Below are 13,264 nucleotides of genomic sequence, written 5' to 3' on the forward strand. Positions count from 1 at the left end.
CACGGGATACTACGCGACCACAGCAGCCTCATACGGCCTTCAGGCGGGCGTGCAGAGGTTTGGGTACGTGATGTTCTTCATGACCAATTCAGCGATGAACGATCTGAAAACTGTCAATGGATTTGAGGTCGGTGTGGGTCCAAGCATCGTGGTCGTAGATTCAGGCATGGCCAAGTCGTTGACTACTTCAACGGCTCAGTCCGATGTCTATGCGTTCATCTTTGATCAAAAGGGCTTAATGGCCGGGCTCGGATTGCAGGGTTCAAAAATCACCAAGCTCAATCGTTGAGGCCGTCTGCAGGTCGCTTCAGGTGAATACACAGGCGACGGCTAGCGATCGGCGCCCTGACTCGGGACAACCGGTGCCCGATACAATGCCCGTAGATGGCTCAGGCAAATCGGGCGTCACCTGGCCTGGCGCGACGGATAAATACCGGCAAGACGCGCTATCACGACCCCCACGTAAAAGACGCCTGAAAATTCTTCCACCATCACCAGTGAGCGGGCGTGGTTGGTCAACGGGATAACATCACCGTAACCGGTGGTCGTAAGCGTCGTGAAGCTGAAATAGATCAGCTTGAAGAAAGTGCCGGGTTGGCTGAAATCGAAGTTGCCAGGTCCGAATGAGCCAGCGGCGGAAATCTCGACCAGGGCATAGATGAAGGACCAAACAAACGCCAGCATGATGTAGCCCGCAAGCGCGCCATGCAACTTGTCGGCTGTAATTGACCCGCGCTTGAGAAGGTAGCGAAGCACTCCGCTGAACGAAACCGCAAGAGACGCCGCATAGGCTATCCCGGCAAGTTCAAGAGTCGCGATACTCTCAGTCCACAAGGCCGTCCATTGAAGGCCAATCCCAAACAACGCCAGGCACAGTTTGAGGATGAATCCCGACTGGGTCTGCCTGGTGGCGAAAGCGCCCACGAGCAGCACGGCCGAAAACAGAATGCCGAGCAACATGCGAGCAATCAGACCCTCCTCAAGAAAGGGAAACAGAAGGATCAACCCTAGCAAGAGCAGCAACAGATAAGTGCAGGGCCCCAGCCCTATCACCATCTGAGCTAAATCCGCGTCGGATTCGGCTTTATCTTGCGGATTTGTCATACCGGTTTCCCTAATGCCGAAGTAACGCTCGATACCTGACGTTGCACGGGTGAATTCTGATCTTGCTTCAGAATAGTTGGGAGTGAAACTCTAGTCGCGAATACCGGTAAGAGGATTGAACCCGACAGACTATCTATAATGGGTCGGCTGCTGCCCTTCGTAACTGCTCGTTATCGACCGAACGTAAGAAGGCAGGAACCTTTAAGGCCCACCCTCCCACAACTCAGCATCCACCTGCGAGCATTGCTACGTCCAGTAATCGACCTGATGATGCCAGCCGCTCGACAGAAGTCGCAATTCCATCCCGAGCAATCTTGTCATTTGCCAAGGCTTAAGGCAGGGTCGATACCACTGACATCTCTGCCAAAGGAGTCACCCATGTCAAAGCTATATCCCAGTATCGATCCCGAGGGGCTGGTCGAGTACTCAGTGGTCTACACCGACCGCTCGCTCAACCATATGTCGCAGTCATTTCAAGGCGTGATGAAGAACATTTCCACGACCCTGAAGCAGGTCTACAACGCCCAGGCTGTTGCGGTGGTTCCGGGCAGCGGCACATTCGGCATGGAAGCGGTGGCGCGACAGTTTGCCACCGACCAGCAATGCCTGGTGATACGCAACGGCTGGTTCAGTTATCGCTGGAGCCAGATCCTTGAGATGGGCAACATCCCCGCGGCCACCACGGTGCTGAAAGCCCGACCGGCCGACACGGGTCGCCAGGCTGCCTACGCCCCGCCCCCTCTGGACGAAGTGCTGGCAGCCATTCAGGCGCAGAAGCCGCAGATTGTCTTCGCCCCCCACGTTGAAACCTCATCAGGGATTATCCTGCCCGACGAGTACCTGCGGGCCGTCGGCGACGCCGTGCATGCGGTGGGTGGCCTGTTCGTGCTGGACTGCATCGCCTCGGGCACGCTTTGGGTCGATATGCAGAAATGCGCAGTCGACCTGCTGATCAGCGCACCGCAGAAAGGCTGGAGCGCCTCCCCTTGCTGCGCCCTGGTGATGTTCAGTTCCTTGGCCCTCGGGCGCATCGAACAGACGCATAGCAGCAGCTTCGCCTGCGACCTGAAAAAGTGGCTTCAGATCATGCAAGCCTACGAACAGGGCGGACATGCCTACCATGCGACCATGCCCAGCGATTCCCTCGCGCGATTTAACGAAGTGATGAAAGAGACGCAAGCCTACGGTTTCGACAAGGTCCGAGGCGAACAACAGGCTCTGGGCGATCGGGTGCGCGCAATGTTGACCGGCAAAGGCATCAAAAGCGTGGCCGCAGCCGGCTTTCAGGCCCCTGGCGTAGTGGTGAGCTACACCGATGATGCTGACATCAAGAGCGGTAAGAAATTTGCCAACCACGGCCTACAGATCGCCGCCGGAGTGCCGTTGCAATGCGACGAGCCGGCCGACTTCCAGACCTTCCGCATCGGTCTGTTCGGACTCGAAAAGCTGCACAATATCGAGCGCACGGTCAGCACCCTCGAGCAGGCACTGGACGAGGTGCTGACAGACCAGGACGCTCTACGATGAAACCGCCTATTTGAATGCCTTGAGAAAGCGTGGTTCACCGCTCCTCAAGAACCTCGAATTTGGTTGACTGACTTCCTCAGGGCGTGAAGCTGACGATGGCGACAGGCAGAAATCGGCCCACAGCAGACGGTCACGACCGACCGCCTCAGGCCGTTTGCTGCCCGTCACAAAGCTGCAAACGAACCCAAAGTGAGCATTGTTAATCGCGAGACGCCGAGCTGTACCAACCTTAGTCAATCGTGACGTATTGGGTCAGGCAGTAAAGCCAAACAGGCGTTTTGGGGTCTCCCAAAGAATCTGCTGGCGGTCGCTGGCACTCGGGAACATCTCGCCGAAGTTTGCCAGAACGGTGCCCAACTCCATGTTTTGACGCGCGCGCAAAAACGGCCAGTCGGTGCCCCACATACAGTTTTCGGCCGTGAATGCCTGTAGCAATGCCAGTTGGTAGGGTTGGGCATCGGCATAGGGGTAACTCTGCCTGGAGTATTGCGACAGCCCGGAGAGTTTGACGAAGGTACGTCCGTTGCCGGCAAGCGACAGCAGTGCCTGAAAGGCCGGCTGCTGCAATCCGGCACTGGCATCGGGCCTGCCGGAGTGGTCGATCAGCACACGCGGGCGGGTGCGCTCAAGCAAGGGCAACAGCGCGAGCAACTGATCGTCCTTTACCTGGATCTGGGCAAACAGGCCCAGCTCGGCCAAGCGCCCCATCAGGGTATCGACCTTCAGAAAACGCTCGGGCCCCAGCAGCGCAGCATTGAGTGCCACACCGATTACCCCCTGAGCTTTGTACTGCGCGAGCGTCTCGCTGGACATGTCGTTCGGCACGACGACCACACCTTTATGGCGCCCCTTGTTGCGCGCCAGCGTGTCCAATAGGCAACTGTTGTCGTAGCCATAAGCGGAGGTCGGCTGCACGATCACTGAATGGCGAATGCCATACGCCTGCATGACCTGCTCGTAATACGCCGCAGGACCGACCTCAGGCCCTGCCGGCTGGTAGGTAGCGTCAGTGGGATAAGGGAATTGGACCGGATCGATCACATGATGGTGGCAATCGATCTTGGGCTGGGACAACAGACTGAGTTGTTGGGAATCCATAGCCGCCCCTGGTGATTGATCGCTGCCTTGTTTGTCTGCGCGCTGCTGACCACTGCTTGAGGCGGCCTGACTGAGGATCGGCATGCTGAGCGCAGCGCTGGCTGTCAGCACGACGGAGCTTTTTTTGAGCAGTGAGCGACGGGAGAACCTCGTGTCATCGAAACGCATGGCCATGTTCAAATCCTTTGATTTATTTGTATGGCGGCTATAGCGAGYCAATCGCCGCTACTACCGTCAAGTCGGTAGCGTCGAACTTAAAGCAAATGCTTGCCCAGCGTCGTCTGTGAAGTCGTTAAGCAGGTATCGGTTTTCCTTATGCCGGAAACAGGCGCCGCCCCGGCAGCGATCTACCCCAAAGAACCGTTGGAGCCACCATCTGCACCAGGGATAGGGCCATCTCTATTCTGCATAACCACAAGCCTGTCCATGCGACTAAGATATAGCCAACTCCACTCCCCCATGCCGGAATGCCTCGTACTCCAACGTCGCTCGGCATGAAAAAAAACAACAGGAGATCCCTGCATGCAAGGCCCTGCGATCAATACGTTCGATTTCAAATCGCTGCCATCAGCGCTGCTCGAAGAGCTGACTGCCCTGCTCGGTGCCAGGTTCAGTTCTTCTGCGAGCGTTCGCGAGCACCACGGCAGTGACATTTCCGCCCTTGATCCCATGCCACCGCAAGCGGTGGCCTTTGTGAACAGCCTTGCAGAGATCGTCAGCGTGCAGAAGGCCTGCCACGCCCATCGAGTGCCGATCATCCCCTACGGCAGCGGCAGCTCTCTGGAGGGTTGGTTGCATGCGGTACACGGCGGCATCTGCATAGATGTGTCGGGCATGAACCAGATCATCGAAGTGCGCATCGACGACATGGATGTCACGGTACAACCAGGGGTCACCCGCAAACAGTTGAATGCCGCCTTGCACGGGACCGGCTTGTTCTTCCCGATCGATCCAGGTGCCGATGCTTCATTGGGCGGCATGGCGGCCACCCGAGCTTCGGGCACCAACGCGGTGCGCTACGGAACGATGCGCGAAAACGTCCTGGCCATGACGGCCGTACTTGCCGATGGCCGTGTGCTGCAGACCGGCGGCCGGGCACGCAAGTCGTCGGCAGGCTATGACCTGACTCACCTGTTGGTGGGTTCCGGCGGCACCTTGGCCACCGTTGCCGAACTGACAGTGAAACTGCACCCGATCCCGGAGGCCATTTCGGCGGCAGTGTGCAATTTTCCCAGTGTCGATCACGCGGTGCGCACGGTTATCCAGGCCATCCAGTTGGGCATACCGATGGCGCGCATTGAACTGATCGACGCACTGACGGTTCGGGCGCTCAATGCCTACAGCAAGACCACGCTGCAAGAAGCCCCTTCCCTATTCTTCGAGCTGCATGGCTCCGAGTCCAGCGTCAAGGAACAGGTGGAAACGCTACGCATGCTTGCCGACGAACAGGGTGGACAGGACTTTGAATGGGCACTGCACCCTGAAGACCGCAGCCGACTGTGGCAGGCACGCCATGATGCCTACTTCGCCGCACTGGCGCTGCGTCCAGGCTGCCGCTCGGTCACGACCGATGCGGTTGTCCCTATCTCGCGACTGGCCGAATGCATCGAGGCGACGGCCATCGACCTGCAGGAACACGACTTGCTGGCCCCCATATTCGGCCACGTTGGCGATGGAAACTTTCATGCGGTGATTCTGATCGACCCGCACGACCCGTCACAAATGGAACGGGCAACCATCGTCGCTCACCGTCTGGCCGAACGCGCCATCGCCATGAATGGTTCATGTACCGGAGAACACGGCGTCGGCCTGACCAAGCAATCATTCTTGCTGTCGGAATTTGGCCAGAACGCGGTAGACACCATGGCGGCCATCAAGGCAGCGCTGGACCCACAGCAATTGATGAACCCCGGGAAGATTTTTGCCCGCGGTACACCGGCGGCGTAATCCCGATATTTGCGAGAGGTACGCTTATGGAAATCCGCCAGCTCAAATACTTCCTGGCCGTTGCTGATGCGGGCAGCCTTTCAGGGGCAGCCCGCAAGGTGCTCATCGCGCAATCGGCGTTGAGCAAGCAGATGTGCGCGCTGGAGGACGAATTGGGTGTGACGCTGTTCCATCGCAGCAATAGCGGCATCGCTATCAATGAGGCAGGCCAGGTGTTCTACGAATATGCCCTGGGCATTCTCAAGCAATTGCGCGATGCGAAGGCGGCGGTCCTGCCGGGGCATGGAGTATTGACGGGGTCCATCGTAGTGGCGCTGCCGCAGAGCGTTTCGCCGATCATTGCCCTGCCGCTGCTGCAGGCAGTGGGCCGGATCTACCCTCAGGTGGAGCTGCAATTGAATGAAGAGTTGACCGGCAATCTGGTCGATCAGTTGATCCGTGGCAGTGTCGACATCGCGCTGTTCACACCAACGGGATTGCCTGCGGAAGTGAGCTTTACGCCACTGATTGAAGAGGACCTCTATCTGATCCATCGCGCCAATGACCCTGAGGCGCCGCCACCCGGCGAGGTGACCCTGGCCCAGGCCGTGACGCGGCCGCTGGTCTTTCCCAGCAGGGCCCACAGCCACAGCACCCGGGCGGTCGTCGATCTGGCCCTGGAACAGCAACAGCGAGCGCCCGCCGCAGTGGCCATGGAAGTCAACTCGGTCTACATCCTCAAAAGTGCCGTCGAGGCTGGCATTGGACCGACCATCATGCCGCTCAACCTGGCGATACGGGAAGTGGCTGAAGGGCGTTTGGTTGCCCACCCCTTCGCTGCACCTGGCGTTTTCCGGACGCTAGGAATCTGCACCTGCGGAACGCGACCCGCCAGCAACCTGCGGACCTTGATCGCGCAGCTGATAACTCAGGTAGTACACGACATGTGCCGATCAGGCGAATGGCCTTCGACACGCTTACTGCCTGCTACCTGAACAAGAGTTTCATCTTCGCTTCGACAACAACAATAAAGAGGCTAGACATGAACCAACCTCCACTCCCTGCGGGCGTGATGCCCGACCACGGATTGAAATCAGCCTACCGCAAGACGGCCTGGCGGATTATCCCGCTGTTGATCGCCTGCTATCTGGTCGCTTATCTGGACCGGGTCAACGTCGGTTTCGCCAAGTTGCAGATGCTCGACGACCTGAAATTCAGTGATGCCGTTTATGGCTTGGGCGCGGGCATTTTCTTCGTCGGTTACCTGATGTTCGAAATTCCCAGCAACATCGCCCTCCACCGCTTTGGCGCTCGCCGCTGGATCGCTCGCATCATGGTGACCTGGGGTCTTTTGTCGGCGGCGATGATGTTCATCGAGACGCCCCTGGCCTTCTACTCGCTACGTTTGCTGATTGGTATTGCCGAAGCGGGATTCTTTCCCGGCATCATCTTCTATCTCACCACCTGGTTCCCCAGCCATCGACGCGGGGTGATGACGGCCATGTTCATTACGGCCCTGCCCGTCTCGAGCATGCTCGGCGCTCTTATCTCGGGTTTTATCCTGCAAAACCTCAACGGCGTAGCAGGTTACGCTGGCTGGCAGTGGCTGTTTGTCATTGAAGGGCTGCCCGCAGTAGCGCTGGGGGCAGCGGTATTTTTCCTGCTGCGCGACAGAATCGCTGATGCTCATTGGCTGACGTCTGAAGAGCGCCAGGGAATGCAGGCGGCCATCGATCGTGAGGCTTCGCAGAAACAGAGCCATCGCCTGCGCGACGGTTTGGTCAATCCGCAGATCTGGCTGCTCGGCGCCGTGTATTTCTGCCTGGTGCTGGGCCAATACGTGATCAGCTTCTGGCTTCCGACCATCATCCGTAACAGCGGCGTGCAGCAACCGGCGGTTATCGGTGTGCTCAGTGCCATCCCCTATGCGGCAGCTGCAATCACTATGGTGCTGGTAGGGCGCAGTTCCGACCGGCGTGGGGAGTACCGCTGGCATTTGGCAATTTGCGCCTGCATCGGCGCACTGGGCATAGCCTTCGGCACCTATTTCGGCGACAACCTGTTGCTCGGCATGATTGGCCTGACCATAGGCACGGCCGCGATGGTCAGCAGCCTGCCGGTTTTCTGGGGCATGCCCAGCGCAGTGGTTGGCGGTGCAGCCGCCGCGACGGGCGTCGCGCTGATCAACTCACTGGGCAATATTGCCGGTTTCTTCAGCACGATTGTCGTGGGTTGGTTGACTCAAGTGACCGGCAATACCCATGCGGCGATGTACATCATGGCTTCGATACTGGTCGTCGGTGGTGTACTCGGCTTGCTCGTTTACCACCTGCGCCCGACACCTGTCGCCCAGACAGTTTAAAAAGCTGACAGCACTTCCGAGCCAATTTTAAAGCACATGCGCTGAGGCCCCAGTACGCCCTGATGAAACTGTCAGGGCCAGGCTGAACTCGTCTCGAAAAAACCTGCGCGCCTACAAAACAACAATTAAAAAAACAACAGGAGCTCATAAGAATGACAAAAATCTCCCCTGTAAATCCTTTAACGCTGGCCGCCATTGGCTGCTTGTTGGCCGGCCCGGGCACTGCTTTCGCTGACTTTCTGGCGGACAGCCAGGGAAACCTGAACGTGCGTAATTTCTACTTTAATAACGACTATAGAAATCAGCCAGGTCCTCAAGGCCAAAGCAAAATACGCGAGTGGGGCAATGGCTTCATGCTGGATCTCAAATCAGGCTACACCGAGGGCACATTAGGCTTCGGGCTTGATGCACTCGGTACCCTGGGCGTGCGCCTGGACGGAGGGGCAGGCAATCATCGGGGCAGTTCCATGTTTCCCGATGACAGCGATGGGAATGCTGTCCATGAGTTCAGCCGGCTGGGTGTCACCGCCAAGGCCAAATTATCAAACACCGAACTCAAGGTCGGAACGCTGCTACCCAAACTGCCGATCCTGGTAGCGAACGACGGCCGACTGCTCCCGCAATTGTTCGAAGGCGCAATGTTGACCTCCAAACCCCTGGACAACTTGACTCTGGTTGGCGGGCGCATCAACGAAGCCACCGGGCGAGCGTCGACTAACCGCTCGGGGTTGGCCGTTGCTGGAGGGCGGCGTGAAAGCAACAATTTCTCCTTCGCCGGAGCAGACTATCAATTGAGCAAACCGCTTCTTCTACAGTATTACCATGCCAAACTCGAAAATTATTACGATCAAGACTTTCTCGGCTTGATACACACTTTCCCCATTGCCGAAGGGCAAACATTCAAAACCGATTTGCGCTACTTCCGAACCCGGGCTGAGGGTAAAAACGATAGTGTCCAGGGACGCGCCGACGGTTACACACTCAGCGGCTTTGGCGATACCCCGGGCCGAATAGACAATGACACCTGGGCGGCGATATTTACCTACAACGCGGGTGGCCATTCGCTCACAGGTGGCTATCAGAGTGTGTCTTCGGGCAGCAACTTCACCCAATTGAACCAGGCCAGCACGGGCGAAGGCGCTGCCGGTTCCAGTACTTATCTGCCTACGGACAGATTCGTCTCAAGCTTCCTGCGGGCGGGCGAAGATACCGTGTTCGGCATGTATTCCTACAACTTCGTTGCTTCTGGATTGCCCGGCCTGACGGCGTCCGTTGGTTACTACCGTGGCACCCATATCATCCAGTCCGGTGCACAGGATGCTCAAGAGTGGGAGCGCGACATCATTGTTGATTACGTCATTCAAAGCGGCAGTTTCAAGGGGCTGGGATTCGGCGTGAAAAACGCGATGCTTCGTAGTGATGTACCGAGTGACGGCGCCCAGGATCAGACGCGGTTAGTGATGTCCTACACGCTTCCCTTGTTTTGAATTCGAACCCGTCAAGGGCTTCCATACGACAGCCCCGGCCGCCCTGTTCGGGGCCGGGCACCGGTAATCATGATGACCAAGACTGCAAACACYCATGTCAGTAACGCATCTGCGACCAGGTTGGAGGCTATCCGCAGTGTTGCCCTGCGCATGTTCGTCAATGAGGGGGATCAGGCCGTGAGCTTGCGCCAGCTTGCCGAGCACGCAGGGTTGCAGGCGGAAAAAAGGGGACGGATATATTTTTCCGTCCCCCTTCTGAAAATAAATCCGTCCCTTTTTTAATGCATCCGATCGAACCGCGGCGGATTTAGAAAAGGAAACAGCGCATAAATGAGTGACCTTTTCCGGTGCGACCGGTCGGTTACCCAGATCAAGAATAGTCTGCGATGACGCCTCGAGCGCGGCCAGGGCGAGCACACGGGCGAKCTCTACCTGATGCGGATAATCGGAAAGGTGAGTTAGTCAAAAAGCGTCACGGCAGATCTTAACTGTTGCCGCTGACGCGGCCCCAACAACCATATGCGCGCCGATGTTGGAATCCAGGCGTATATTGATCGTGTTGATCCAGATAGTTGAGGCGATAGTCAATCGTCGGTGGTGTGACAGGCAAAGGTGCTGGGGGGAGCTAGATATCCCGGAACGTTTGGAGGTGTTACATGAGCCAATATCAACGACTCTTACTGATAGCCGGTCCAACCATGCGCCACACCCCGGCATTGGAGCGAGCTGCCGCCATTGCCGAAGCCACTGGCGCAGCGCTGCACATCACGGTGTTTATCGAAGACTCCAACCTCTTGGGTTTGAAGAGTGCCGGTGCGCATTTTCGTGAGGTCTGTCAGCAAGAGAATGAAACATGGTTGAAGGATGAGGCCGATCTGATCCGTGGGCGCGGGGTCATGGTGAGTACCGAAGTGCTTGTGACGCGAACCGCATTGCAAGAAATACTTCGGCATGTGACAGAAATGCAGCCAGATCTGGTGATCAAGGACGTGCAACACGAGTCAGCGCTCAAACGCGTTTTCATTACGCCTCTGGATTGGCATCTATTGCGCGAATGCCCGGTGCCTGTGCATTTGGTCAGCGAAGTCAGGTGTCCACTTCCGCGGGTAGTCGTGGCGGCAGTCGATCCGTCACATCCCGAGACTCAAATCACCGGCATCAACGACCGCATCATCCAGGCCGCGAACGGGTTGTCGATGCAATGCAGCGCGGAGCTGCATCTGCTGCATGCCTACGATCTTTCGCAGACCCATATATCCGACGCAGGCGCTGGTGCAGTGACGATGCCGGGCTTCAGCAGCGATGTGCGCAAGTCACTGAAAAAGTCATTTATCGCATTGGCCGCCCACTACGGCGTGCCCACTGAGCGACAACACTTCGTTGAGGGGCCGCCCGGCAAAGCGCTGGCCGACTTTGCAGCGCATCACCGAGCCGATGTGATCGTCATGGGAAATGCGCATCGCAAGGGACTGGGCAAATGGGTGGGCAGTACGACAGAGCATGTTCTGTATCAAGTGCCCTGCAACATTTTCGCCGTTACGGGAGCTGCGGATCAGTGAATGGATTGGCTATTAAACGACACTCTGCAATTCACAGTTTGTAGCCAATCTGGCGCAAGAAGTTCTTGCGCCACAGGATGTCTTCGTCGCCTTCAATGTCATTGGCACAGAAGCCATCCACTACGCCCAGGATTGCTCGCCCTTGTTCCGTCTCAGCGAGAACCACTTCAGTTGGGTTAGCTGTTGCACAAAAAATGCGGCAGACCTCTGGCACCATTTTGACGGTATTTAACACGTTCAACGGATAGAAACCGTCGCCCAGGAAAATGATGAAGCTATGACCTGCGGCGATGGCTTTCGCGTTTTTCTGTGCAAGTTCAATCATTGAAGTGTCGGTGCCAGACCATCGCACCAGGCATTTGCCAGAGGCTTCACAAAAGGCCACGCCAAACTGGATACCTGGCACAGCGTTGACCAACGCTTCGTGAATGTCCTCGACGGACTTGATGAAGTGCGTCTGACCCAAAATGAAGTTCGTTACATCGGGCTTATCGATTTTCAACGTGATGAGTTGCATCTCAAACGCCTCCTTTCACGATGTTGCTACCAGAGACTGGCAACAGATCAAGCATAGCTACTGGATCCGGCCATCGACTGCTTTTGGCTATGACAACGACTACCGGTCGCCATGGCGTAACTGGCGGCGTGAAAACCGTAACGGGTGTCCAGAATTACTTGACCCGTTCACTCTGAAGACAACGCCCCTCCCCCATTTTTTCCACCTTCAGACTCTCTTAAGTAATGCCTTGGATACTCCTCCCGAACTGACTCGTGGAGGCGTCTTCCAATGCCTGACTTTGACTGGAATATTGCGCTTCCCCTGCGTTTCGGCCAAACCGAAACCGAACAGATGAGTCTGGACAGAGCCCTGCCAGACGAGCCCCGGCGCCGCCCATTCGAAGACTTTATCCAGCAACGTTTCCGCAAGGCCCACGGCGCCGACATCCGCCACTTCATGCCAGAGCTGTTCGGCATGAGCAACGCGGCGGGCGAGCTCTGTGCAGTGGCCGGCATTCGCATGGCGAATCTCGGGCAATTGTTTCTGGAGCGCTATCTGGACGACGCAATCGACCCTCTGATCAGCGCCACTGCCGGTCAACCCGTGGACCGCTCAAGCATCGTCGAAGTCGGCAATCTGGCCGCCAGCGACACCGGCAGCGCGCGAATGAGCATCATCGCTATCACTTACCTGCTGGCCACGGGCGGTCTGGAATGGGTGGCGTTTACCGGCAACGTTGGCCTGGTCAACAGCTTTCATCGCCTGGGCTTGAACCCCGTGACGCTGTGCGCTGCCGATCCCGAGCGGCTGGGTGATGAACGCCACCACTGGGGCAGCTATTACGAAAGCAAACCCTGGGTGCACGTTGGCAACATCCGCGCCGGCTTCATCCATCTGCAAAACAGTGGAATGTTCGATCGCCTGGGGTTGCCGACGTCCAACGAGGTGTCCAGCCATGTCGCCTGAAACCGAACGGTTCAAACAGACCTTGCGCGACCATGCTGAACGTACGCCCAGAGCCACTGCGTTGTGGGGTGATCAGCTGAAAGTGGACTACGCCACGCTGTATGCCGAAGTGCTGACTTGCCAGCAGCGTCTGCGCAATGAACACATCAAGGTGCTTGCTCTGGCGCTGGACAATGGCGTGGAAGCCATGATTTGGGATCTGGCCGCGCTGTTCGAAGGCCTGACCTGCCTGACGTTGCCGCCGTTTTTCAGCCCGGCTCAACGCCTCCATTGTCTGGAACAGAGCCACGCCGAACGGGTGATCGCCGAACCGGAACTGGAGGCCGAACTGCAATTGGCCGGGTACGAGAAAACCGGTGAGTTCTGGTGCCGCACCTTCGTTGACCCGAATCGCATGCCCGAAGGGACCGCCAAACTGACCTTCACCTCCGGCACCACGGGTACACCCAAAGGCGTGTGTCTGAGTGCAGAGAGCATTTTAACCGTCGCACGCGAACTGGATCAGGCCAGCAAACCCGCTAACCCGCAGCATCACCTGACGCTGTTGCCCTTGGCGATCCTGCTGGAAAACCTCGGTTGCTATGCCGCCTTGTATGCCGGTGCAACCGTGAGCGTGCCCCGCCAGAAAACCCTGGGCATTCAGGGTGCCAGCGGTGTTGATGCGCCACGGCTGCTTGGTTGCCTGGCCAGACGCGCGCCCGAGAGCTTGATCCTGGTGCCGCAGCTGTTACTGATG

At 57.5% G+C, this 13,264-nt stretch carries 12 protein-coding genes; 9 read left to right on the forward strand and 3 right to left on the reverse strand.

All coding sequences use genetic code 11. The features are described from left to right. The coding region (locus AC1DSG_RS19400) for a lipid-binding SYLF domain-containing protein (RefSeq protein ID WP_477792335.1) at positions 1–289 on the forward strand (289 nt) is incomplete at its 5' end. A gap of 116 nt (positions 290–405) precedes the next feature. Here the strand turns inward: AC1DSG_RS19400 and AC1DSG_RS19405 are convergent. Then, positions 406–1,104, reverse strand: a complete 699-nt coding sequence (locus tag AC1DSG_RS19405) for a potassium channel family protein (RefSeq protein ID WP_477792336.1) — start codon at positions 1,102–1,104, stop codon at positions 406–408. 378 nt (positions 1,105–1,482) lie between these two features. Here AC1DSG_RS19405 and AC1DSG_RS19410 point away from each other — a divergent pair, with 378 nt between their 5' ends. Further along, positions 1,483–2,631 carry an aminotransferase class V-fold PLP-dependent enzyme gene (locus tag AC1DSG_RS19410; protein WP_477792337.1) on the forward strand — a complete coding sequence of 383 codons (1,149 nt, stop codon included), beginning with the start codon at positions 1,483–1,485 and terminating at the stop codon, positions 2,629–2,631. 252 nt (positions 2,632–2,883) lie between these two features. On the opposite strand, the gene AC1DSG_RS19415 is transcribed toward AC1DSG_RS19410, so the two are convergent. After that, positions 2,884–3,903, reverse strand: coding sequence for an amidohydrolase family protein (locus AC1DSG_RS19415; RefSeq protein ID WP_477792338.1), 1,020 nt, complete (start codon positions 3,901–3,903; stop codon positions 2,884–2,886). A 348-nt stretch (positions 3,904–4,251) separates the two neighbouring features. Between AC1DSG_RS19415 and AC1DSG_RS19420 the strand changes: the two genes are divergently transcribed. From AC1DSG_RS19420 to AC1DSG_RS19440, 5 genes are all read left to right on the forward strand, one after another. Continuing rightward, positions 4,252–5,676 (forward strand): FAD-binding oxidoreductase, encoded by a 1,425-nt coding sequence (locus tag AC1DSG_RS19420; RefSeq protein WP_477792339.1) that lies wholly within the window; start codon positions 4,252–4,254, stop codon positions 5,674–5,676. Between the two features lie 26 nt (positions 5,677–5,702). Next, positions 5,703–6,650: a LysR family transcriptional regulator gene (locus AC1DSG_RS19425; protein ID WP_477792340.1), complete on the forward strand. Its 948-nt coding sequence runs from the start codon at positions 5,703–5,705 to the stop codon at positions 6,648–6,650. Between the two features lie 47 nt (positions 6,651–6,697). Continuing rightward, positions 6,698–8,017: an MFS transporter gene (locus AC1DSG_RS19430; protein WP_477792341.1), complete on the forward strand. Its 1,320-nt coding sequence runs from the start codon at positions 6,698–6,700 to the stop codon at positions 8,015–8,017. 152 nt (positions 8,018–8,169) lie between these two features. Beyond that, the gene (locus AC1DSG_RS19435; RefSeq protein WP_477792342.1) at positions 8,170–9,504 is read left to right on the forward strand and encodes an OprD family porin; all 1,335 of its coding nucleotides are present in this window, start codon (positions 8,170–8,172) and stop codon (positions 9,502–9,504) included. 656 nt (positions 9,505–10,160) lie between these two features. Further along, entirely contained in the window at positions 10,161–11,063 is a 903-nt protein-coding gene (locus AC1DSG_RS19440) for a universal stress protein (protein ID WP_477792343.1), read from the forward strand. Between the two features lie 31 nt (positions 11,064–11,094). Here AC1DSG_RS19440 and AC1DSG_RS19445 read toward each other — a convergent pair whose 3' ends face one another. Next, positions 11,095–11,580, reverse strand: coding sequence for an adenosine-specific kinase (locus AC1DSG_RS19445; RefSeq protein ID WP_477792344.1), 486 nt, complete (start codon positions 11,578–11,580; stop codon positions 11,095–11,097). A 270-nt stretch (positions 11,581–11,850) separates the two neighbouring features. Between AC1DSG_RS19445 and AC1DSG_RS19450 the strand changes: the two genes are divergently transcribed. Together AC1DSG_RS19450 and AC1DSG_RS19455 are read left to right on the forward strand one after the other, a co-directional pair. Then, positions 11,851–12,528, forward strand: a complete 678-nt coding sequence (locus AC1DSG_RS19450; RefSeq protein ID WP_477792345.1) for a thermostable hemolysin — start codon at positions 11,851–11,853, stop codon at positions 12,526–12,528. After that, positions 12,518–13,264, forward strand: a 747-nt coding sequence (locus AC1DSG_RS19455; RefSeq protein WP_477792346.1) for an AMP-binding protein, incomplete at its 3' end; no start/stop codon positions are given. The genes AC1DSG_RS19450 and AC1DSG_RS19455, both read left to right, overlap by 11 nt.

The organism is Pseudomonas sp. P5_A12 (assembly GCF_056400685.1).

Excerpts from the sequence above, each read along its gene's own strand:
- AC1DSG_RS19405 (WP_477792336.1), bottom strand. The coding sequence starts at position 1,104 with ATGACAAATCCGCAAGATAAAGCCGAATCCGACGCGGATTTAGCTCAG.
- AC1DSG_RS19410 (WP_477792337.1), top strand. The coding sequence starts at position 1,483 with ATGTCAAAGCTATATCCCAGTATCGATCCCGAGGGGCTGGTCGAGTAC.
- AC1DSG_RS19415 (WP_477792338.1), bottom strand. The coding sequence starts at position 3,903 with ATGGCCATGCGTTTCGATGACACGAGGTTCTCCCGTCGCTCACTGCTC.
- AC1DSG_RS19420 (WP_477792339.1), top strand. The coding sequence starts at position 4,252 with ATGCAAGGCCCTGCGATCAATACGTTCGATTTCAAATCGCTGCCATCA.
- AC1DSG_RS19425 (WP_477792340.1), top strand. The coding sequence starts at position 5,703 with ATGGAAATCCGCCAGCTCAAATACTTCCTGGCCGTTGCTGATGCGGGC.
- AC1DSG_RS19430 (WP_477792341.1), top strand. The coding sequence starts at position 6,698 with ATGAACCAACCTCCACTCCCTGCGGGCGTGATGCCCGACCACGGATTG.
- AC1DSG_RS19435 (WP_477792342.1), top strand. The coding sequence starts at position 8,170 with ATGACAAAAATCTCCCCTGTAAATCCTTTAACGCTGGCCGCCATTGGC.
- AC1DSG_RS19440 (WP_477792343.1), top strand. The coding sequence starts at position 10,161 with ATGAGCCAATATCAACGACTCTTACTGATAGCCGGTCCAACCATGCGC.
- AC1DSG_RS19445 (WP_477792344.1), bottom strand. The coding sequence starts at position 11,580 with ATGCAACTCATCACGTTGAAAATCGATAAGCCCGATGTAACGAACTTC.
- AC1DSG_RS19450 (WP_477792345.1), top strand. The coding sequence starts at position 11,851 with ATGCCTGACTTTGACTGGAATATTGCGCTTCCCCTGCGTTTCGGCCAA.